The organism is Shewanella sp. Scap07 (assembly GCF_013394145.1).
Taxonomy (GTDB): Bacteria; Pseudomonadota; Gammaproteobacteria; order Enterobacterales; family Shewanellaceae; genus Shewanella; species Shewanella waksmanii.
The window spans coordinates 1,710,460-1,733,707 of sequence record NZ_CP041329.1 but is presented as its reverse complement, the minus strand read 5'-3'; the positions used below and the strand labels follow the sequence as shown (position 1 = coordinate 1,733,707).

General features: G+C 45.9%; 14 protein-coding genes. 10 read left to right on the top strand and 4 right to left on the bottom strand.

Annotated features, from left to right (window positions below; all coding sequences use genetic code 11):
* Positions 1-82: 82 nt before the first annotated feature.
* Both FLM48_RS07585 and FLM48_RS07580 read left to right on the top strand, forming a co-directional pair.
* A complete protein-coding gene (locus FLM48_RS07585) occupies positions 83-577 on the top strand; it encodes a peptidylprolyl isomerase (protein ID WP_179026308.1) in 495 nt (164 codons plus the stop codon).
* Between the two features lie 6 nt (positions 578-583).
* On the top strand, positions 584-1,312 hold the full coding sequence (locus FLM48_RS07580) for a UDP-2,3-diacylglucosamine diphosphatase (RefSeq protein ID WP_028772348.1): 729 nt from the start codon (positions 584-586) through the stop codon (positions 1,310-1,312).
* A gap of 35 nt (positions 1,313-1,347) precedes the next feature.
* On the opposite strand, the gene miaE is transcribed toward FLM48_RS07580, so the two are convergent.
* On the bottom strand, positions 1,348-2,115 hold the full coding sequence (miaE, locus tag FLM48_RS07575; RefSeq protein ID WP_179026307.1) for a tRNA isopentenyl-2-thiomethyl-A-37 hydroxylase MiaE: 768 nt from the start codon (positions 2,113-2,115) through the stop codon (positions 1,348-1,350).
* 255 nt (positions 2,116-2,370) lie between these two features.
* On the opposite strand from miaE, the gene FLM48_RS07570 reads away from it, so the two are divergent.
* Entirely contained in the window at positions 2,371-2,967 is a 597-nt protein-coding gene (locus FLM48_RS07570; RefSeq protein ID WP_028772346.1) for a Yip1 family protein, read from the top strand.
* A gap of 68 nt (positions 2,968-3,035) precedes the next feature.
* On the opposite strand, the gene glnS is transcribed toward FLM48_RS07570, so the two are convergent.
* From glnS to FLM48_RS07555, 3 genes are all read right to left on the bottom strand, one after another.
* Positions 3,036-4,703, bottom strand: coding sequence for a glutamine--tRNA ligase (gene glnS / locus FLM48_RS07565; protein WP_179024237.1), 1,668 nt, complete (start codon positions 4,701-4,703; stop codon positions 3,036-3,038).
* 199 nt (positions 4,704-4,902) lie between these two features.
* Positions 4,903-7,194: a Fe(2+) transporter permease subunit FeoB gene (gene feoB, locus FLM48_RS07560; protein WP_179024236.1), complete on the bottom strand. Its 2,292-nt coding sequence runs from the start codon at positions 7,192-7,194 to the stop codon at positions 4,903-4,905.
* Positions 7,187-7,426: a FeoA family protein gene (locus FLM48_RS07555; RefSeq protein ID WP_028772343.1), complete on the bottom strand. Its 240-nt coding sequence runs from the start codon at positions 7,424-7,426 to the stop codon at positions 7,187-7,189. The genes feoB and FLM48_RS07555 overlap by 8 nt, the downstream gene beginning before the upstream one ends.
* Positions 7,427-7,828: 402 nt before the next feature.
* Here FLM48_RS07555 and FLM48_RS07550 point away from each other — a divergent pair, with 402 nt between their 5' ends.
* From FLM48_RS07550 to FLM48_RS07520, 7 genes are all read left to right on the top strand, one after another.
* Positions 7,829-8,785 (top strand): DmsE family decaheme c-type cytochrome, encoded by a 957-nt coding sequence (locus tag FLM48_RS07550; RefSeq protein ID WP_372847473.1) that lies wholly within the window; start codon positions 7,829-7,831, stop codon positions 8,783-8,785.
* A gap of 15 nt (positions 8,786-8,800) precedes the next feature.
* Positions 8,801-10,900 carry an MtrB/PioB family decaheme-associated outer membrane protein gene (locus tag FLM48_RS07545; protein WP_179024234.1) on the top strand — a complete coding sequence of 700 codons (2,100 nt, stop codon included), beginning with the start codon at positions 8,801-8,803 and terminating at the stop codon, positions 10,898-10,900.
* Between the two features lie 36 nt (positions 10,901-10,936).
* Complete coding sequence (locus FLM48_RS07540; RefSeq protein ID WP_179024233.1) at positions 10,937-12,850, top strand: OmcA/MtrC family decaheme c-type cytochrome; 1,914 nt, start codon at positions 10,937-10,939, stop codon at positions 12,848-12,850.
* Between the two features lie 70 nt (positions 12,851-12,920).
* Positions 12,921-15,095, top strand: a complete 2,175-nt coding sequence (locus FLM48_RS07535) for an OmcA/MtrC family decaheme c-type cytochrome (protein WP_179024232.1) — start codon at positions 12,921-12,923, stop codon at positions 15,093-15,095.
* A gap of 512 nt (positions 15,096-15,607) precedes the next feature.
* Positions 15,608-17,953 (top strand): OmcA/MtrC family decaheme c-type cytochrome, encoded by a 2,346-nt coding sequence (locus FLM48_RS07530; protein WP_179024231.1) that lies wholly within the window; start codon positions 15,608-15,610, stop codon positions 17,951-17,953.
* 657 nt (positions 17,954-18,610) lie between these two features.
* Entirely contained in the window at positions 18,611-20,770 is a 2,160-nt protein-coding gene (locus FLM48_RS07525) for an OmcA/MtrC family decaheme c-type cytochrome (RefSeq protein WP_179024230.1), read from the top strand.
* A 451-nt stretch (positions 20,771-21,221) separates the two neighbouring features.
* Entirely contained in the window at positions 21,222-23,240 is a 2,019-nt protein-coding gene (locus FLM48_RS07520) for an OmcA/MtrC family decaheme c-type cytochrome (RefSeq protein ID WP_179024229.1), read from the top strand.
* The last annotated feature ends 8 nt before the right edge of the window (positions 23,241-23,248 follow it).

Genomic DNA, 23,248 nt, shown 5'->3' with positions numbered 1-23,248 from the left:
CAGTTAGCGCTTTATGCTACTAATCATTTAGGCTAAAATCGCCAGCTATCTTGAAAGACAAACTATGTTGAGAATTAAAAACATGATCACACTGCAAACTAACCACGGTAACATCGTTCTAGAACTTGATACTGAAAATGCGCCAGTCACCGCTGAAAACTTCCTAAGCTACGTTAAAGAAGGCTTTTATGATGGCACAATTTTTCACCGTGTAATCGATGGCTTTATGATTCAAGGTGGTGGATTCACTGAAGATATGGTGCAAAAAACCTCAAAGGAAACCATTAAGAACGAAGCAAACAATGGCCTTTCAAACGCAGTAGGCACTATTGCTATGGCACGCACTTCAGATCCACATTCAGCCACTGCTCAGTTCTTCATCAACATTAACGACAATACGTTCTTAGACTTTAAGTCAGAGACCAGCCAAGGTTGGGGTTACTGCGTATTTGGTAAGGTGACTGAGGGCATGGACATCGTCAATAAGATTAAAGCAGTCAGCACGGGTAACCGTGGCATGCATCAAGATGTCCCGCTTGAAGCTGTTGTTATTGAAAAAGCCATCATCGCTGAATAACCGCGAGTGGAACAAACCTTGTTTGTTGGCGATCTGCACTTAAGTGCTGATCGCCCTGATATCACCCAAGCTTTCTATCACTTTCTCGATACCCAATTGGGCGAGTGTGAAGCCCTGTATATTATTGGTGATCTGTTTGAGGTCTGGGTGGGTGACGATATCGCAGAACCTTTTGCTTTGGCCATTGCTGATAAAATTAGTCAAAGTTGTCAGCACATCCCGGTTTATTTTATCCACGGCAATCGCGATTTCCTATTGGGTAAAGCGTTCGCTGAACGCGCCAATATGACCCTACTCCCAGAAGTCAGTGTCATCAATCTCTATGGCACCCCCACCGTGATATTACATGGCGACAGTTTATGCACTTTAGATAAGAGCTATCAGCGCTTTAGACGTTTTAGAAATTGGCCCTGGGTTAAATTTCTTTATCGCCTACTGCCCAGTGCCACACGGCTTAACATTGCCGCTAAACTCAGACAAAAGAGTCAGCAAAGTAATCAGCATAAAAGTTACACCATTATGGATGTCGAAGCGGATGCGGTTGATCAATTACTCACCAGCACACACTGCATAAACATGATCCATGGCCATACCCATCGACCAGCTATTCACCAACTCACACAACACAAACAGCGTATTGTTGTTGGAGACTGGTATGAGCAAAGCAGCGTATTGAGCGTCTCAGCAACTGGAATCGCCTTAACTGCTGGGGCTTTGGACTGTGCAAGCAAATAGCGCACCGCGGCGCTAACTTGAACATACTTGCGATCTTATGCGATCGGCGCACCACTGTGGAATTGAAAATCACTGTCTTCACTGCTAATTAGCGCGGCTTCTGTCGCAGCAAAATCTGCCACTCGCGCACTAATATCATCCTGCGCAATATCGCTAGCTAAGGCTAAGTAGTCCTGATAATGGCGTGCTTCTGAGCGTAATAACGATACGTAAAACCGATTCAGTTCATCATCCAGATGTGGGGCGAGCTTAGCAAACCGTTCACAAGAGCGAGCTTCAATAAATGCCCCGACAATCAACTTATCAATTAACGCTGCGGGTTCGTATGTGCGCACTTGCTTCATCATCCCTTTAGCATAACGGCCTGCACGACGATTTTCATAATCAATACCCCGGCTATGCATAATCGCTAGGACTTGCTCAAAGTGGTGAAACTCCTCCTTGATTAAGCGCACCATCTTATTCACTAAGTCTTGCCCTTGGGCAAAATCAGTACGGCAGGTTAGCTCACCAATTAAATCGTTCTTTTTCACATCCCGGTTTAAAAAACGCTCAATATCACGTTCCTTTTTATACACAAAATCCTCATATGGCTTAGCCCATAACAACAACTGCTCAGCACTGGCTTTGTCGACAGCGTATTTACGCACCAAGAACATGGCCGTCTGGGCTGCCTTCAACTCACAATTACAGTGGTCGATCAGTAAGGTGGTGAGGTTTTGTGGTTGCTTGGCCTTTTCTATCCAAGAATCCGGGGTCGAACAGGCTAAAAACTGTTCGATAGGGGCTAAAAGTTGCTGCATCATAAACCCAAGGTATTAAGCTGATTTGGTAGAGTATTTTACCAGCATTTCTCGCTGTAAACCTATTATTCCGTGCTTAGGTGGCAAAGTTAGCTTGACTAGGGTGATTTTTTGTTCAATAAATAAACCATAGCAGTTAACAATTTTGTAACTGTATTGGAGCCTAACTGGTCTATTTGGGACATGACCAAAAGGCAAAAGAGGTTCGTCTGAAGTTTGGCGAGCACAAGATCAAGCTAAACAAGGATAACAATAATGATATTAAATCACTTAATGGGGTTATACACTCATCCAAAAGAAGAGTGGCAGACTATTGAGCAAAATCACGAAGCAGTAAAGAGCAGTCTCAGTCATATCCTGTTAATTGCGCTTATTCCTGCAATTTGTACTTATTTTGCTTCTACACAATTCGGCTGGGACTTAGGTGTTTCAGACCCACTGTTTTTAACTGGTAACAGCGCAGCAATGATGTCTGTTGGTATGTACTTCGGCTTAATCGCCGGTGTATTTGGCCTAGCTTATCTCGCCTTTTGGATGGCAAAAACCTTTGATGCAAATCCAAGCTTTACCCAAGCACTTGAACTAGCAGCTTATACAGCTACACCGCTATTTATGGTCGGCTTTGCCGCTTTGTACCCATCGCTTTGGTTTATTATGGTCGTTGGCCTAGCAGGCTTGGCGTACTCGGTTTACCTGCTTTATACGGGGGTGCCGATAATCATGAATATACCAGAGGAGAAAGGCTTCATTTACGCTAGCTCAGTTGTGACAGCCGGACTGGTATTACTGGTAGCCTTAATGGCATCAAGTGTGATCTTATGGAGCATGGGCTTTGGCCCAATGTATCAATAAGCTCTCCCAGCAACAAAAAAGGCGCTTATTTAGCGCCTTTTTTAGTACCACAGCATCAGGTTTAAATGCTATTTAGAGTCGCGTAACGCCACCGTTAAGTTAAACACTAAGTTATCAGCTGTAGAATCTACATTGTCGGCACAGAAATAGCCTTCACGCTCAAACTGATAAGCTTTCTCTGCTTCTGCATTAACCAGGTTAGCCTCTACAACACCGTGTTTGACCACCAATGATTCAGGGTTCAACACTTCATCAACAGTTTCAGCTGCAGCTGGATTAGTATCCATAAACAGTTTGTCATACAAACGGAACTCTGCGGCTTTGGCCGTACTCGCTTCAACCCAATGGATCACGCCTTTGACCTTACGACCATCGGCAGGGTTTTTGCCTAAGGTATCTTTGTCATAGGTGCAATAAATCGTGGTGACATTACCGTCCGCATCTTTATCACAACGCTCTGCTTTAATGACATAAGCATTACGCAGGCGAACTTCTTTACCTTGTACAAGACGCTTGTACTTCTTATTCGCCTCTTCGCGAAAATCAGCCGCATCGATATAGAGCTCTCGACCAAACGCTAATTCACGCTTGCCCATCTCTTCTACAGATGGGTGCACAGGGGCGTAGATGGTTTCGACCTCGCCTTCGGCATAGTTTTCAATGATAACCTTAACCGGATCAATTACTGCCATTGCGCGCGGTGCATTATCATTAAGCTCTTCACGGATACAAGCATCAAGCATAGCCACTTCAACCATGTTCTCTTGCTTGGTGACACCAATACGCAAACAGAACTCTCTGATAGATGCAGGTGTATAGCCGCGGCGACGTAAGCCGGCAATCGTTGGCATACGAGGGTCGTTCCAACCTGCAACTAAACCTCGCACTACTAAATCATTAAGCTTACGCTTAGACATCAAGGTGTATTCAAGATTTAAGCGCGAAAACTCATACTGACGCGTGCGGTTTGGTGCTTGAAAATCATCAAGATGATCAAGGATCCAATCATAAATGCGACGGTTATCTTGGAACTCTAATGTACACAGAGAGTGGCTGATATTCTCAATCGCATCTGAGATGCAATGAGTAAAATCATACATTGGGTAAATGCACCACTTATCACCAGTTTGGTGATGGTGAGCAAAGCGAATGCGATAGATAATTGGATCGCGCATGCACATAAATGGCGATGCCATATCTACTTTTGCACGTAGCGAGCATTCGCCCTCTTTGAACTCGCCTTTACGCATTTTGTCAAACAGCGCCAAGTTCTCCTCAACGCTAGTGTCGCGATAAGGACTGTCTTTTCCTGGCTCTTTTAATGTTCCGCGGTATTCACGGGTTTGCTCACCATTAAGGAAGCAAACATACGCTAAGCCTTTTTCAATCAACTCCACAGCATAGCCGTGCAAGCGATCAAAATAATTCGATGAATAGCAAATATCGCCATCCCAGTTGAACCCAAGCCATTTCACATCTTCTTGAATCGAGTTGACGTAGTCGATATCTTCCTTTTCAGGATTGGTATCGTCAAAACGAAGGTTACATAAACCTTTATAGTCTTGCGCCAATCCAAAGTTCAAGCAGATCGATTTAGCATGTCCTATGTGCAGATAGCCATTAGGCTCAGGTGGAAAACGCGTATGCACGGTCGCGTGCTTACCCGCTGCGATGTCTTCATCGATAATGTTACGAATGAAGTTGCTAGGACGTACTTCAGTGTCCATATGACTCATGGAATTCCTCTTTGCCAACTTTGCTAAATCCCCAATAGCGGGAGGGCTATCAGGGTGAAAATAGAGTAAACCTGCATATTCCTACAGATCGCCATCCGATACAATGTCTATGACGCAAAATTTCATGACAAAATGATAAAAAAACTAAGCAGCGACGAATCGCTGCTTAGTTTGAGGCTATTTAACTACTGCTGTTGAGCTAACTAATGACCCGCACATTAGGAATAATCAACTCATCGCGCTTAGCTTTGCGTTTCAACCATAGGTAGAAGGCAATCAATGCCCCGCTAAAGAAGCCAATCCACATACTGGACTGAACCGGATGAGCCGCAAAGGTGGCTACTTGATAAAATACCGTCGCTGTACCGTATGCAAGCGCAAAGGTCCACACTCCAGCAAATGCCGCCCAGCGAGAACCAAACTCGCCGACTAAAGCCCCCATTGCTGCAACACATGGTGTATAAAGCAAGACAAATAACAGGTAAGCAAACGCTGCTGCAATCCCGCCAAATCCGGCTTGCAATGCACCAAATGTAGAGGTATCAACTTCTAGCTCTTCAGAGGCTGCTGCCACATCTTCAATATCACCCACATCTAATGACAGCGGATCTTCGGGTGCAATTCCTAGTAGGTTTTCAGGAATTGTCGCCCAAGCTTCAGCAAAGGTCTCGCTTAATGGCGCTAACTCTTCATCGTCACCAGCTGCAGATGAGTACAAGCTATTTAAGGTACCCACAACGGCTTCTTTAGCAAAAATCCCGGTAATAATACCCACAGTGGCGGGCCAGTTCTCTTGCTCAACCCCCATAGGTGCAAACAGCGGAGTCACTTTTTGACTGGCTACACTTAATACCGACTCTGAACTGTCTTCATGACCAAAGCTGCCGTCAACACCAATCGCATTTACAAAGTTAAGCAGCGTGACCACAATAACAATCGTTTTACCTGCGCCCATAATGAAGCTCTTAGTGCGCTTGCCAGTGCGACCCATAACCGCTTTAAATTTTGGTTTTTCGTAGCTAGGTAGCTCCATCACTACAGCACTACTGGTGCCCGGTAGGATTGTGCTACGAAGCAACAAACCGGTTCCAATCGCGGCAAATACGCCGATGATATAAAGCAGGAAGACTAAGTTTTGCCCTGACTCTGGGAAAAAGGCTGCCGCAAATAATGCATAAACTGGTAAACGTGCGCCACAAGACATGAAAGGCGCCATCATACCAGTCACGATACGCTCACGCTCGCTGCCTAGGGTACGGGTTGCCATAATAGCTGGAACTGAACAGCCAAAACCCACAATCATCGGCACAAAAGACTTGCCCGGTAGGCCAATACGGCGCATCAAGCCATCAACCACAAAGGCCGCGCGAGCCATATAACCCGAGCTTTCAAGTACAGAAAGTGCCAAAAATAGTGCGGCAATAACGGGAATAAATGTCGCAACGGTTTGGATACCTTGGCCAATACCACCAGCAACAATAGTCACCAGCCAATCAGGCGAGCCCATACTCGACATCAGTGCGCCAAAGTGATCAACAAAAATGGCCCCGGCTGCAATGTCAAAGAAGTCAATAAATGCACTACCAACATTAATACTGAACATGAACATTAAGTACATGACAAATAAGAAAATAGGCACACCAGCTACGGGGTGAAGAATCACTTTATCCAATCGGTCGCTGACAGTTTCAACGTCGCCATTTACCACCGCACCGTTATACACTTTTTGCACGAAATCAAATCGGGTAGTGGCGACCATAATTTCAATATCTTTGCCTTGGGCAGAGAGGTGTTCGGTGCACTGTTTAACTTCGTTAAGCAATTGACCATTCTGGCACTGGCCGCAGCCAAGACCGTTGCCTAACATCGCCAATGCGCGGCCACGGCTGAGGCCGCTATCTCTTTCAAACAAAGCACGAATACTTTGCTCAATTTCAGCGTCATAATTTAGCACTAAGGCTTCTTCTGAAACTTTACCTGCTAATAAGTCCACAAATTGCGACTTAATTTTCTCAATATCATCAGCTACATGTGAACATACTGCAATCACTGGGCAACCAAGTTGCTCAGCCATTTTTTGCGTATCAATTTCGATACCGTGTTCTTTCGCGGCATCAATTTTATTGACCACCACAACCATTGGGATACCCAGCTCTCGAAGCTGCACAGTTAGGTATAAATGGCGTTCAATATTGGTAGCATCAATTAGGTTGATGATGCCATCAATTTTCTGCTCTGCGAGATACTGCTGCGCAATTTGCTCATCTAATGAACAATCGCAACTATTCCCAGCGGGCAGTAAATCATAAATCCCCGGTAAATCAGTAAGCTGAACATCAGTATTATTGAGAGTAAATTGGCCAGTTTTCTTTTCTACGGTCACACCTGACCAGTTACCGACTTGCTGGTTAGCCCCGGTAAGCGCGTTAAATAAGGTTGATTTCCCCGCATTAGGATTACCAACGGTTACGCAATGAAATTGTTTAGACATGAGCGACCTCTACCTCTATGACTTCAGCGAGTTCTTGACGCATACATAATTTACTTCCCCGAATGGCTAGCTCCATTCCTGAGCCCATCGGCGCTCTGCGTATCATAGTAAAGGAAGTGTTTGGGGTGATGCCCATCGATAAGAGTTTACGTTTTACAACTGCCGGTAATTCGATATGACCGACTTGGGAAATTTTCGCACTATCACCCGGTTTCAGTTCACTTAATTTCATGGTTCCCTTTTACCTTTATAAAGGCATACTAAGTTCAGCTTTAAGCCGATTTTAACTAAGCTTCTGTCTGAATAACTTTACCTAGATCAACTTTTACAACTGCAAATAATAATAGTTTTCAATTGTGTTCTGTATTGTGTGACATAACTCCCAAACAGTAAAACATTTATTGCAAATGATTTCGATTATCATTTGAAATCACTAAGCTTATTTCCCTAGCGTGATCAATGTCACACTTTTAAAAATACATTTTATAAGTCACGAATTTAGCAACATAAATGACACATTTTTTGTACGCCTATATCACAAAAGTCATCTATTATTAGAGATTAGTAATTCATGTAATTACTAACATAACTATTAATAGCTGTATTAGAGCGCTCAGGATGTGTGACGATGAAAATGGAATCTACTTGGAATAGAGGAGCGGCATACGCTTGCCTCCTTGTTATCATTTCGATATTTAGCTTAAACCTTTCCGCCGCCCCGTGGGATGACCAAGACCCTAAAGAGGTCGAAGCCATTCTCGACCAGAAGTTCGCTGAAGGAAATTACTCACCGAAAGGGGCTGACTCCTGTCTGATGTGCCACCGTCGCAGTGAAACTGTCATGGCACTTTTTGATGGCGTCCACGGTAATCCGAATGTGCCCGGCTCCCCCATGACCGACCTTCAATGTGAAGCCTGCCATGGACCACAAGGTAAACATAACCGTGGTGGTAAAGAGCCCATGATCACCTTTGGCGCTAACTCCCCAGTTCCAGCACAAAAGCTGAATAGCGTATGCATGAGCTGTCATAACGATGATGAGCGCATGGCATGGAGCGGAAATCACCATGACAACGCTGACGTTGCCTGTAGCGATTGCCACTCGGTACATACTGGACACGACCCCATCGCCGATAGAGCGCAAGAAGTTAAAGTTTGTACCACTTGCCATACTCAGCAAAAAGCCGACATGCACAAACGCTCATCACACCCGCTTAAGTGGCAACAAATGGTGTGTAGCGACTGCCATAATCCACACGGTTCAATGAGCGATGCCAATCTTAAGCAAATGAGCGTGAATGAAAACTGCTATAGCTGCCATGCAGAAAAACGCGGACCAAAACTTTGGGAACACTCTCCGGTCACTGATAACTGCGCCACTTGTCACAATCCACACGGCAGCGTGAATGAAGGCATGCTTATTAGTAAACCACCGCAATTATGCCAGCAATGCCACGCCTCTGATGGCCACGCATCTAACGCCGTATTTGGTAACTCGCCTAATGCATTTAATGCCGGACAAAGCTGTATGAACTGCCATGGTCAAATTCATGGTTCTAATCATCCATCGGGCAAGCTGTTTCAGCGATAAAAGGGAGTGTCTAAGATGAAAAGGATTAATTTACCCATGTCGCTTAGCTTAATCGCCATGGCAATCTCTGCAAGCATGTCGCCTGCCTTTGCTGAAGGTTATGGTTTGGCCAATGCTAAGCGAGATAAAGTCAAGCTAGACAAATGGGAGTGTAAGCGCTGTGTTGTTGAACCGGGTCTTACCGGCAGTGTTGGGGCAGGCATTGCATCCAATGACGGCTCTGATCCACACTTTGCTAATACCACCGGAACAGATCAAGATGGCGTAACCGGCTTTGTACAAGCCGACGGCAGCTATATCAGCGAAAGCGGCTACCGAACTGACTTTGAAGCAGATAAGTTGGGCTACGATACCGGTTCCGCATCAGTCTCAACCGGCCGCCCAGGTCAATATAACATCGCGTTGGGTTATCGTGGGTTAGCCAACTACGACACCAACCGTGCGCTAACACCGTATTCTGGGTCGCTCAATTTGCCCGATAATTGGCAAACGGGCGCGACAACCGGACAAATGACTGAGCTCGATGCCAGCTTAAAACCGGTCGAACTGGGCACTAAACGCGATCGGTTTAACTTAGCTGCAAATTATCAGGGTAGCTTTTATAAAGCCGACATCGATTACCAATACGAGCAACGCTCAGGAAAGCGCAAGTTTAGCGGCAACATGTTGACCAACAGTGCCATGCTGGCACAACCAATAGACGATAGCAGCGATACCTTAGGTGCTAAGCTCTATTTTAATGGTGATGGATGGCTTGCAGGCATAAACACCCAAATCAGCCAATATAAAAATGATCACCAAGCTTTAAGCTGGCAAAATGCCTTTTCTCCCACATTTGGTGCGGCATATAGCGGCCAAAGTGCGGTTGCACCTGACAATAAAGCTTATCGAATCGCGGGGAATACCCAATTTAGATCCGGCAGCAATCAAATGCTTATGCATGTTGGCTTTAGCCGTTTTACTCAAGATCAACAGTTTTTACCCGCTACCATCAATGGCCCGACTCCCGATCTGCCACAAGCATCACTCGATGGTCAGGTCGACATGATTGAGATGAAGCTCAAATATACTGGGCGCATTACCAACGAGTTTAATATTCGTGCAAGTTACGACTACCGGGACCGTGATAATAAAACTCAAACAGCTAGCTACCCGCAGGTGGTGACCGATAGCTACTTCAGCGGCTATGCAACCAACTTGGACTATGATCGAACTCGCCAGCAAGCGAATTTAGGCGCCAAGTATCGCTTTAGTCGTGCCGTCTATTTAGATGTTGACTACCGCTATGACCACAATACTTATAGCGACTTAGACCGTAACAAGCTCAACGAATCAATCATTGACGCTAAGCTCAACTACAACATTAATCCGCAATGGAAGTTATGGTTGAAAGCCAAAGCAGCGGATAGAAGTGGCGGCGCCTATGTGCCGGTAGACACCACAGATAACCCTAGCCACCCATTAGCTAGAAAAACCTACTTAGCTGATCGCCAGCATGCCTACTATGCACTGTTTGCCAGTTTTGCCTCTGAAAGTGCATTTTCAGCAAGCGCCAACATTCATGGCGCGCAAGACGACTATGACGACACGTTAATTGGTTTAACGAAAGTGGATAGCTTAGGTTATGACGTATCAATGCACTACCAAGCCAATGATGATCTCACTTTTAATGCGTTTGTTAACCAAGATTGGCGTGACAGTGATCAAGCGGGTACCAGCAACTTTGTTTCTCCAAATTGGTTCGCCACCATTTCGGATGAATCAACAGTGCTAGGGGCTGGTATGGCCTATAGCAACTTACTCGATAAGCAACTCGCCTTAGGTTTGGATTACAGCTTTAGTGACGGTAAAAGCGATACTGAAGTCACGCAAGGAATTTCAACACCTTATCAAGATCATTACGCTAAACGTCATAACGTAAACGCTTACGCAGACTATCAATTTTCAGACAAGTTTGGTCTAAGGTTTGACTGGATTTTCGAGCAATATCAAGACGCTGACTGGCAAAACGCTAACTTAGCGCCAGATGCCATCCCCAATGTACTGACATTTGGCGACCTAGGTCATGACTATAGTGCTCACTATTTCGGGTTAACCCTGAGCTATCAGCTGTAGAGCGAGGTATAACAGATGAATTCCAAGGAAGACAACATGAAATCAACCACGAGTCATACTCTACGACGTTATCTGCCATGGTGTGTTGCAGCATTGCTCAGTGCATGTGGCGGTGATGATGGCGAACCCGGTAATCCGGGCGAACCTGGTGGGCCGCCAGCGAGCGAAATCGAGCAGCTAGTTGTTGAAGTTAACGAAGTACAACTCAATGCCGGTGTCGCAACGGTCAATTACCGTGTGAGTAACCAAGACGATGAACCTGTAGTGGGCATTGCCAGTAGTACATATATCGCCACTCAACTGCTACCACAGGGTTACACCAATGCCGGTAATAGCAGCCAATGGCAGTACTTTACCTCTGAATCATGCTCACCGGACTGCCCAGGTGAATTTACCGACCATAGAAATGGTCGTTATAGCTACACTTTCAGCGCCGCTTTTGATGGTATGAATGAGGTGAGTTACATGGCTGGTGCCACGCAACGTGTGGTGATAAAAATCGGCGGTGATAGTTTACCGGACGGTACGCCGTTACCGACCACCAATCAGCATTACGATTGGCAAGATAGTGGCGAAGTGGCTTATACCCGAAATATCGTGACCATAGAGACCTGTAATACCTGTCATAACGACTTGGCTTTCCACGGCAGCAAGTACAATGAAATTGAAACTTGTGTTACATGCCATACCGAAGGCCGCGTGAGTAATAATGACAATATTTTCCCGCAAATGGTCCACAGCAAACATTTGGTGGGATATCCGGGCTCACTGGCTGACTGTCAAACCTGTCATGCGGAAGATGAAACACTGACAGAGCACCTCAACTGGGCGCGAGTGCCTACCATGGAAGCGTGTGGTTCTTGTCATACCGACATTAACTTCCCTGCCGGTGAAGGCCACCCAGCCCAAGCCGACAACAGCAACTGTGTGGCATGTCATAATTCAGATTGGACGATGAGCGCCCACAATGATGGCGGTAATGACGAGGCATTAGCACAGTTTAGCGCAACCATCACTCAGGCAGCCCTTGCCAATGATACAGTCAACTTCACTATTAGGCTAAGCAACCCTATTACTGGTGAAAACTATAGCGCAAGCGCTGATGAACTAGCATTTGTCAATGATTTGCGAGTTTATGCTAACTGGGGTAACAGCTTTGACTATGCAACCCGCTCTGCCCCTTCTATCAAGTTGACCGAAATAACGCCAAACGGTGGCAGTAATGGCGACTACAGCTACTCTATCGCAGGGTTAACTGTTCCCGCTGGTACTGAAACCGATACCGGTACACTGGCGATACAAGGTAAAGTCTGTGCCGCCGATGGTCAGCTAGGAGATTGCGACGATGACAGTTATGCCCAAGTCAATATCAAGTCATCAACCCAATTCTTTGCAAGCGACGCAATAGCAGACATGGGCCGCCGTAGCGTGGTCACAAATGAAACCTGTGGCAGTTGTCATGGTGACCAAGCGCTAAATTACCACGGCTCTCGCAACGATTTAGCTCAGCAATGTCAGCTATGTCACAACCCTAACATGACCGCCGATGCGCAAGCGGCTAACCCGTCGATTGCTACCGCAGACTATAAGCATATGATTCATAGCATTCATAACGGTCAGCGCGAAGGGTACGAGTCCATCAACTACCCCGGCAATATCGCCAACTGCGCCCAATGTCATACAGAAGATGCAGCCGGTGACTTAACCGTTGCACTGCCCTTATACAGTGGTGTTCCACCGCTGTCTCTGGACGATGGCACCTATACCAGCGCGACTACCGCTATCTGTAGCGACTGTCACAATAGTGATAGCGCTAAAGGGCATATGACCCAACAAGGCGGCGTGTTTATGGGCACTTATGAAGATGCCACAGCAGGTACCGAATCCTGTGCAACCTGTCACGGCAAAGGGGCAAGTATTGATGTGCTAGAGGTGCATGCCATCAACTAACCGTCAAAGGCCTCGAGATGAGCAACTCGGGGCCAACTAATAGCAATAATGAAAACATGGAACGCAAATTATGGAACTACAAAGAAAAGGTTTAACACATAGCCTCTTGGCCTTGACCTGCTCTGCACTGCTATTTGGTTGTGGCAGTGACGGTAAGGACGGCGAAGATGGTGAAGATGGTGTAGTGGGCTTTTCTGTCTCCCAAGCCAATGAATTAAGATCTACCATTACCGCAGTCGATATTAGCGACGGCGTCATTACCGTTGACTTTAACGTTGAAAACGCCAATGGCGTCGCGATAACGGATTTCGATACTTACGCAGGTGTCGACACTTTAGGTCTGGGCATTGCGAAGCTACTTCCCCAAGAAGGTAAAGGGTATAAAACCCCGCAGTGGGTGAGCTATATTAATAGTATGGTAGAACCTGTTACAGAAGATATTCCTGCTGGCTATGAAGATATGGCCGGGCCACAAATTCAGCCTTCAATAGAAACCTCTTGCAAACAAGAATGTGTTGAAAAAATTGATGCTGGCAGCTACCGCTATACCTTCCTGCTAAACCTCACCGAAATCGAGGCCGTAGGTGATTTAGATTTAACCTATGACGAAACCTTAACCCACAGGGTGTCGATGGAGCTACGTGCCGACGGTGATATTAATAAGTTAGTTAATGCTCACTATGATTTCCTACCGTCATCTGGCGAAATGGTTTCGGGTACTGACACTCGCACCGTGGAGTTTTTAGAAGATTCGTGTCTGCGCTGCCACAGTGATGACTATGGTCATGCATGGGCGCCCAAGCTAATTCTTCATGGTTCAAAACGCTTTGCATTAGAGAACTGTCAGGTTTGTCACACAAGCTATGCTGGCGATCCAGAAACTGGCGCGCCAATTGATATGGGTTACATGGTGCATAAAATCCATAAAGCCGATTATCTAATGGTAGGCTATGGCGGCAGTGTTCACGACTATAGCGCCGTCACCTTCCCTGCTGATATGTATGATTGTCGAACTTGTCATATGGAGGGGGAAACCTCACCCGCTGATGCATTTAACTTTAAGCATCACCGAGCGCTAGCATGTGGATCGTGTCATTCAGATTCAACCGATGCGGGCCAAATTAAAGATGACATGCACGATAAATATATCGATGCGGGTGTTTCTTGCGGCACATGTCATGCCGAACAAGGTGAAGCCGGTGCTGCACATCATATGACAGACGCCGTAGCCAAAGACAATGTCAAAGCGCAGTATGCTGCAAGCTTGGTACCGGGCTCTGTGTCTTTGTCTTCTGGAATGCTTAACTTTAGCGTGCAGTTTAGTGACTCAAGTGTGACTGGCGCAGTGATGAGCCCCGACGCTGACGCGCGTATCGCCTACAGCAATATTTACTTCGGATTTGGCAACGATATTGACTTTACCGCCGGTAAGCAGAACTACAAGTTAAATGAAATCACCCCAGTATCGGGCAGTGATGGCACTTACAACTACAGTGAAGCAACCACATTAACTCCTGACACAATGCAATCAGCAACAGGGGTAGTGACAACTCATATCTGTGTAGACCGAGACACGTTAGCTGCAGTGGCTTGTGGTACCGGTAGTGATGAGTCAATCAACCCGTCAGTAATTACTGGTGAATTGGTTGCCTTTAACCTAAACGGTGATGAGGATGTGGTGGCGCGGCGTCAGCCTGTTAGCAACGAAACCTGTGCTAACTGCCATGATGATAAATTTATCGGCAAATTTGGCATCGATTTCAAACACAGCGGCAGTTACACCAACTTTGAAGGCGAGTGTCAAATGTGTCACAACCCGACTTATAAGGATAACCAAACTGCGTTAGATCATATTGATTTTAAAGTGCGTATTCACGCGCACCATGCCAATAAACGTTCTAAGCAAAATGGTGAATCACCTTCTAAGGTCGTCACTTTCCCTGAACACTATGGTAATTGCGCCGTTTGTCACGACAAAGGTCAGCTCACGATGGCTGGTTTAGAGATGATGCCTGCCACATTGACCATAGACGACGCTGGCAATGAAACGGAAATCTCACCAATCGCCTCAACGTGTGTCAGTTGTCACGGTGAGCAAGACTCACTAATCTCACACATTCGAGCTAATGGCGGCGCGGCCAGCGACACTCGCGGGACCTATGTACCGGGTAGTGAGAGCTGTGCAACATGTCATGCAGAGGGTAAAACCAATGGTGTCGATGCTGTTCATCCAGTTGACTGGTAAATAAGAAGTCAACACGACTAGCTAGATAAAAGGGAGACGATGTCTCCCTTTTTTATATCTCCTAGATTGTAACTCGCCGGTAAATAGCCAGCCCATGTAAATCCATTTGAGATCACAAGGGCTTAACGCGGTCTAGATAATGGTGTAACCCAGCCCAGATGTTTGTTAACCAGTTGTAATCAGAGACTTTTAAAGATAGAGATATAAATTGATCTACATCAGAAATGTCATCAATCTAATCCACCAAATTAAGGCTCAATTAAGACTTGAGCCTTTCCCAGCCAAAATGAAGCATAACAAATCAACTAACCATTGTTTTCTATGTACTTTTACATATGTTAACAAGACCAATTTATGTCATTTTAACTAGTTCACACAATTCCAGCCCCGCAGTTAGAAACTTGAATAAATTCAGTAAAATCGCGTTGGAAAGCAGTAGGAAGTCAGCACCATGGTGATTTAGCACTGCTGAAAAACATAACTCTTAAAAGTTCTCATGCAGGGGAAAAAAGATGAAACGGTATCCAATTAATACCGCAATGAAAGCCATTATTGGTGCAGGTGCACTGGCACTTGTCGGGTGTAATGGCAGCGATGGGCAAGACGGCGAAGATGGCGAAAATGGCCCAGTCGGCGTTGATATTCAACAAGCCACAAGTATCAATGCCACTATTGAGCATGCGACAATTACCGACGGTATTGTCACAGTCGATTTTCAACTTGAAAATGCCAATGGCGTTGCCATTTATGGCCTTGAAGAGTTTAGCGACATTAATGCGCTAGGTTTCGGAATAGCTAAGCTAGACGCACTGCAAAAGCGCGAACGCCCACTGCCAGGTCACGATGCAACTGACCCAGAAGCAGAAATTTTTAAAGGTGTAAAATCATCACAGTGGACCAGTTACATCAACACTGTAAAAGACCCTGCACCTGTAGCAGATGGACAGGAACTCCCTGAAGACTGGGATAAACACCAAGGTCCACAAATCCAGGCTAACATCGAAACTAACTGTAAAACAGACTGTATCGAAGTGCTTGATCACGGTTTATATCGCTACACTTTCTCAAAAGCACTCACCGAATATGAGCAAATTGAAGGCCTAAATACTGAATTTGACGGTCATTTAACTCACCGTGTCACACTGGAGCTAAAACCAACTAGCACAGTCAGCAATGCCACTCTCGTTAATACACACTACGATTTTGTTCCAGCACTTGATCGCGCAGCAACGGCCGACGAAACACGCAGCCTTGTTGATTTGCAAGAAAGCTGCATCCGTTGTCACAATGACAACTACGAACATGCATGGGCACCTAAGCTATCGCTTCACGGCGGCAAGCGTATCGAAATCGAAAACTGTGTTGTGTGCCACACTACTTACTCAGGCGATCCTGAAACCGGCGCGACAATTGACTTTGGCTCTATGCTGCACCAAATCCATAAAGGCGATTACTTTATGATTGGTTATGGTGGAACAGCCCATGATTATAGCGATGCGACTTTCCCGGCAGATGCGAAAGCCTGTCAGTCTTGTCACATTGAAGGCGAAAGCGCGCCTACACAAGCCGATAGCTTCTATTTCCATAGACAAGAAGCTTGTTTAAGCTGTCACGAAAAGTTTGCCGCTCCTGAATGGGATGGCACTGCACGTGGCCTGTTCCACTCTGAGCAGTTCCCGCAATATGCTCAAGGCGATTGTGCAGCATGTCACGCTGATGATAGCAACCCTATGGGTGCAGCCAAGTTCCACCTTAATAAAGAACTGACAATTACCGCAGCTAAAGATGCGTACAGCTTCAGCGTACAAGATGGCATCTATAATGCGGACAACGATAGCTTGTCAGTATTCGTTGAGTTTGAAAGTGATTCTGGTGCTGCGCCACATGAAGATAGCGCAATCAGCGCCTTGAATGTGCAAGTGGTAGAGAACCATCACAATGACTTTGCGGACGTTTGGAAAATGACCCGCGGCGATCTAACGGCTACTCACAAAATGATCAACTTAGCAGACGCTGAAGCGATTGCGACGGGTGACATAATGGTAGAGGCGGTAAATGGTGGATTCCAATACACCATCAATAACCTCGGTGTTGGGATGAGCAGCGGTGCAATGATGAGCCACTTAAATGTGTGCGCATCACGTGAAACTGAAGCTAAAGTTGCTTGTGATCAAGAGCATATTCTAGCCACTGTCACCACCGACGCAGCAGCATTTGCAAGTAACGGTGATGTACCACAAACTCGCTTCAATAGTGCGTCAGAAAAAGCCTGTCAAAGCTGTCATGATGATAGCATTGACCTGTCTTTCCACACGAGAACATCTTGTGGTTCTTGCCACGCACCAGACAGCAAAGAACAGCCATTATCACTTACTGATGGTAGCTGTGTAAGTTGTCACAAAGGCCAAGCATTGCACGCTGTCGCTGATGGCGCGTTTAAAGGCAGTCGAGTAGGGCTGACTAACTCACTTGATTATAAAGTGATGATCCACACCTTACACGCCAACAAGCGCACTACCGTAAACAGTAACCGTAATGAAACCATTACCTTTACTAAACACTACGGTGATTGCGCATCGTGTCACGAGAAAGGTCAGCTCATGATGACAGACACTGCCAGCCTACCTGCGGTACTTAACCAAGGTGAAGGCGGTAGCAGTGATATTCTTGAGTACTCGCCAATAGCCGCAGCCTGTGGCTCTTGCCACACCAGCAGCAGCTTCGGACCACACGTTGAAGCCAATGGCGGTGTATTTGGCGCACCACTAGGTTCTTACACTGGTGCAGAAAGTTGTGCGACCTGTCACGCTGAAGGCCGCTCAATGGGTGTAGATAAGGTTCATCCTACCAACTACTAATCCTGATTGAGTAACAGATTAAAAGCGGGGAATGCTCCCCGCTTTTTTATTGCCAAATTGCAGCCACAACCACATAGATTTCACACCCACCTTAGCCAACAACACGCCTTGCCAATATGGATAGGTGTTCATCGATTGCCCCTATAAATCACAGCTTCAATGTAGCGCGACTGTGCAATCCAATTTACTCCATCTTGTTAAGGTAAGATGCGGGCTTAATGACTATTTCCAGCTGCTAACCCAACAACTCTTGTCGATATACAACCAGCAAAGGTCGGCACAAATTAGCCACAAATTACAACCTTAAAGGCTACGCGCGAGCAACCACATAAACACAGAAAAAACACCACACAGAAACCTTCGTAACACAATGACAACTTAAGCCAGCTTCGGCGCCACTCAAGCTTAATATTGCCTGAAAACGACCTGAAAATGAGACCTAGTTTATACCCCTAAAGAAATAGTCAGATCGAGGTCACATATCCACATCAAAACACCTGCTAAAAAGTTGTTGCTTAGATAGCCTTGAACATGGAAATCAATTCCACACACTAACTTGTTGTTTTATAAGCTTACAAATGAGAATTAGTCGCATATGCAACAATCCTTAATTAAAGCGGCGGTCAGTGATGATTAAAACTATTGCAGGGAATAATCATGATGAAATTTTTTAACTTAAGCGCAGCTTCAAAAGCGCTACTCACAGCTGGAGTGCTTTCATTAGCGGTCTCCGGTTGTAGTGGTGATGATGGCAAAGACGGCGAAGATGGCAAGCCGGGCCCAGTAGGCTCGCCTATTGGAGAAGTGTCACATATTCAAGCTGACGTCACCTCAGCCAGTGTTAGCGAAGACGGTTTTCTTACCGTTAACTTTAACCTAAGCGATGCAAATGGTGCCGCAGTATTTGGCCTACAACAGGCTGATATTGGCGCAGTATCATTCGGTCGCATCGGCTCTGAAGATGAAGTTGGCACCACAGATTTAGAAGGTTCACCACGTGAAGTGTGGTTGAGCTACTTCAATAAAGACAAAGGCGATGGCCATTATACGGGTTCGTCTTACTTCCAAGGTAAAAACTGTGAAGATTGTCTAACTGACAACGCTGATGGTAGCTATACGCTTGTGCTTAATCAGGCCATCGACACCTTAGGCAAATACGACTACGCCGCTGATGCGACTAATGGTATCTACTTAGGTGTGAAAGCGGCCAACGATGCTGGTGCAACCTTAGTCAATAACAGCTTCTACTATTGGCAACCTAGTTCAGATACAATGCAAGACAAGCCTAAAGCGTTGATTGCCAATGAAACTTGCCAATCATGTCACCGCCCAGGTCAAGATGGCGCGTTATCAATGCACGGTGGTAAGCATGTGACCTTAGAGTCTTGTACTTTCTGTCACACTGACTACAACACTTATATGAAAGATGTTGAAGATGCCGACGGTAACGTAACCGGCCAAATCGAATATGATGGCTCTATCAAAGCGATGGCGCATGATATCCACAGCCACTCTTTCTACGCAGAAAACGGCGTATACCCTCAAATTGCGTCTAATTGCCAAACTTGTCACCAAGCCGATGAAACTATCGCGATGGCTGATGCATGGAAAGCGGACTTAGATACAGCCACATGTATGAGCTGTCACAACAGTCCTTATGCTGTACCAAGCTGGCACTGGGACAGTGAAAATGGTCAAATTGCCGAAGGCAAAGAAAACTGTGTCTCTTGTCATAACGACCCTAATGGTGGTCAACGTGGTGCTGAATCAGGTCACTACTTACAAAATGACAATGCCCAAGCTGCCGCTTCTAAGTTGACCTTTAACAGCATGTCATACAACCCTGACACTAAAACTGTTACGGCGAATATGACTGTCACCAATGGCGATACAGTTGTCACGCTGGCACAAATTGATCCTAGTCCATACAAATATGGCGGATACACCAGTGCTATCGTATTCAACGGTGTTGTTGCTGACGACTTCTTAGTTAACTATCAAAAAGTTGGCTATGATAAGTTTACTGAGGGCGCAGATGGTTCTATCGACGTTACCTTCAGCGATGGCGAGTTTAAAGTTGCCGAAGTGATGGAAACTGCAGATGTCACAGTTGCACTTAGCAGCCAAATCCATATCTGTTTCGATGGCCGCGGTACCGTCGCTGATTGTGAAGTTGACGGCGAAGGTGCAGTAAGCAACTCAGGCCCTTACGTCAGTTCAGACACTGCATACTTTGCCGCTGACGGTACGGTTGTTGACAGCTCACCACGCGTACAGCACGCAGAAATGGAAGCGTGTCAGCAATGCCACACGACAGCGATTAAACACCGTTACAGCAATGATTTAGACGGTTGTGCTAGCTGTCATAACGGCACCCGCGATAAGAAAGGCGAAGGTTCATCTAACCTAGCCTACATCGCGCACAGCCCGCACTATGTGTATGACAGCTCAGGCGACCTATTCTTTAAGAAAACCGAGTGTCAGTCTTGTCACGGCGATGAGGGTTTCTCACTTAGCAAGATTAAAGCTGATGCGGCGCCAGTAGCATTCGGTGCCAATGATACCGAGCAACTTGTTGTGTCACCGCAAACCGCTGCTTGTATTAGTTGTCACCTACCTCCTTACGGCTTAAGTGACGCAACGGCTGGTCACATCGAATCTATGGGTGGTATTTTGCTGCAAGAAGGCGCAGATCTGAGCACCTTAGGTGTCCCTGCATCTTTCTATGAGACACTCAATGTACAAGAAACTTGTTCAACGTGTCACAGTGATTCCTCAATTCTTGAAGCACACTCAAATTGGGGTAGCAGTCACTAGTTTAGCCCACTAGCTACCACTAAAAAGGGAGGCATTTGCCTCCCTTTTTGTCTACTCAAATGACGGCGAATCAACCTCGAACAGCCTTAGGCTAACCTAACCCGGTACCTTTGCGACATTGATAAGTAAATTACACATCGAATTTGCATAGTTACAACATTATCCGCCCCACAACTGCAGTAGGGTAAACGGCCAAAAAGCCTTCATTTTCTTGATCTAGATTGTTGTTTTTTATCACCGGCTTATACCTCTTTATAAATAGGCAGATCTGAGTCACACATTAGAAGGCGGCTTGCAGATTTCTTGCCCTCATTGCGTTAGCCTTTCCTTGGGGAATTAGTTTTCCAGCATTGACTTAAGTTGCACACTAATAATGAAAATCATGTAAATGATAATCGGTCAGGATTCTGCCCAGGCGCTTAAGAACATGCCAAACCTATGCAGGGAAAAAATGATGAACGTAGAAAACAAAAAATTTAAGCTGCTTCTAGCAGCAGGTGCTGTTTCAATGGCACTGACCGGTTGTGGTGGCAGTGACGGTAGCGATGGCGAAGATGGTAACCCAGGTGGTCCGGCTGCTGACGCAATCCAAATATTAAACCTAGAAGTCACCAAAGTTACCTATGACAATGGCTCGCCAATTGTCACAGTAATGGCAACTAACGAAGAAGACCTACCGATTGTTGGCCTACAAGATTTAGGCATTACCGGTGCCCAGTTAACGCCACAAGGCGCGACAGGTGCAGGTAACAGTGCACAATGGACCCGTAACGCTCGTGCTTCAGGTCTAGAAAACTATACCGACAACAAAAACGGTACCTACACGTTTGAGCTTCAGCCAGAGCCGTTTGATGCTGAGCTTACCCAACGTTATAACGTTTATGCTGGTGGTGAGGGTTCAACCCTAGCCGACGGTACAACCAGTGTGCCACGTCGTGAAATCGTCGCTGATTTCGACGGTAACGGATACGAAGCGCTTTACACCAAAAATATCGTATCACACCAAACTTGTACTAACTGCCACGCCGAAGGCGAGCCACTGACTACGCGTCACAGCGGTTACTACACCCACGAGACTTGTGCGACTTGCCACAGCAGCTCACTTTCAGAAGAGTCTCAGTGGAACCACTTAATCCACAATATCCATAACTCAGCCAAATCTTTCGAAGATAAATATGGTAAAGAGTACAATGGTGAAGCGGCTGAACTACTGATTCAAAACAATTGTCAGTCTTGCCACGTTGAGCCAGAAGAAGGCGATGATAGCCTAACTGAATGGGGCAACTGGTCACGCGTTCCTACCATGGAAACTTGTACTAGCTGTCACACGGGTATCGACTTTAAAGCAGGTCAAGGCCACTCACAGCAAAACGACAATTCAAACTGTGTCGCATGCCACAACGCAAGCTGGACTGAAGAAATTCATTTAGGTGGTTTCAATTCAACTAAAGCCTTGATTGATACCTACGGCATCAACACAACTTCAACTATTGATGCCGCTTCTCAAGCAGCAACGATTAGCATCCAAGTTGTTGATTCAAGTGGTGCTGAAGTTGACATTAATTCAATCTTACCCATGGTTCAACGTTTTGAAATCATCACTAACGTTGGTCCAAACCACGTCACCCTTGGTTACTATGGTAAAGATTCTATCAACGCAATTGAAAACGGCATTGTCGACACCGCTAATGGCGCTGCAATTGAAGATGGAAAGTTGGTTTACACCACTTCTAAAGACCTTAAACTTAACCCAGAAGTTGGTGCTGATAACGAAACAGCATTCACCTTCGTAGGTTGGGCAATGTGCTCTGCAAATGGTGAGTTTGTTAAATGTGATGACCCTGAGTTTGATGGTGCAGACACTGACAAATACACTGCCATGAAAGCTGACCTAGCTTTTGCAACATTGTCTGGTGAAGCGCCTAGCATGCGTCACGTAAATTCAGTGAATTTCGATTCATGTGCTAGCTGTCACAGCGATGAATTCGAAGTGCATAAAGGTAGCCACCATGCTGGCTTTGTGATGTCAGATCAGGTTGCTCATACTAATGATGAAAATGGTCTACCTATCATTGGTGTTGACGCTTGTGCATCTTGCCACACCCCAGATGGCACTTATGCTGCGGGTAAAAACCTAGGCGCGATTGAGATGAAGCTGCATAAGGTTCATAGCCACGGTGATTACGGTGCGATTGTTAACCTAAACTGTAGCCAGTGTCACTCTCAGTTCAATACTGATGCGTTTGCAGCAAAAGGTGCATTAGCTACTGATGAAGGTTACACCACACCAATCGCAGCAACTTGTTACTCTTGCCACAGCTACAGCGGCGACAAGTTCAAGTTACACGTCGAAAACCAAGGTGCGAAAGTGAACGCTAGCTTTGAAGAAGCAAACGATGCAGCTCAACTAGAGACCTGTTTCTACTGCCACAACCCAGCTATCAGCGATCACACTCAGGTGAAGATGTAATTTGCATT

Coding starts and splice junctions, on each gene's coding strand:
- FLM48_RS07585 (WP_179026308.1), top strand. CDS start 83: ATGATCACACTGCAAACTAACCACGGTAACATCGTTCTAGAACTTGAT.
- miaE (WP_179026307.1), bottom strand. CDS start 2,115: ATGCAGCAACTTTTAGCCCCTATCGAACAGTTTTTAGCCTGTTCGACC.
- FLM48_RS07570 (WP_028772346.1), top strand. CDS start 2,371: ATGATATTAAATCACTTAATGGGGTTATACACTCATCCAAAAGAAGAG.
- glnS (WP_179024237.1), bottom strand. CDS start 4,703: ATGAGTCATATGGACACTGAAGTACGTCCTAGCAACTTCATTCGTAAC.
- feoB (WP_179024236.1), bottom strand. CDS start 7,194: ATGTCTAAACAATTTCATTGCGTAACCGTTGGTAATCCTAATGCGGGG.
- FLM48_RS07555 (WP_028772343.1), bottom strand. CDS start 7,426: ATGAAATTAAGTGAACTGAAACCGGGTGATAGTGCGAAAATTTCCCAA.
- FLM48_RS07550 (WP_372847473.1), top strand. CDS start 7,829: ATGGAATCTACTTGGAATAGAGGAGCGGCATACGCTTGCCTCCTTGTT.
- FLM48_RS07545 (WP_179024234.1), top strand. CDS start 8,801: ATGAAAAGGATTAATTTACCCATGTCGCTTAGCTTAATCGCCATGGCA.
- FLM48_RS07540 (WP_179024233.1), top strand. CDS start 10,937: ATGAAATCAACCACGAGTCATACTCTACGACGTTATCTGCCATGGTGT.
- FLM48_RS07535 (WP_179024232.1), top strand. CDS start 12,921: ATGGAACTACAAAGAAAAGGTTTAACACATAGCCTCTTGGCCTTGACC.
- FLM48_RS07530 (WP_179024231.1), top strand. CDS start 15,608: ATGAAACGGTATCCAATTAATACCGCAATGAAAGCCATTATTGGTGCA.
- FLM48_RS07525 (WP_179024230.1), top strand. CDS start 18,611: ATGATGAAATTTTTTAACTTAAGCGCAGCTTCAAAAGCGCTACTCACA.
- FLM48_RS07520 (WP_179024229.1), top strand. CDS start 21,222: ATGATGAACGTAGAAAACAAAAAATTTAAGCTGCTTCTAGCAGCAGGT.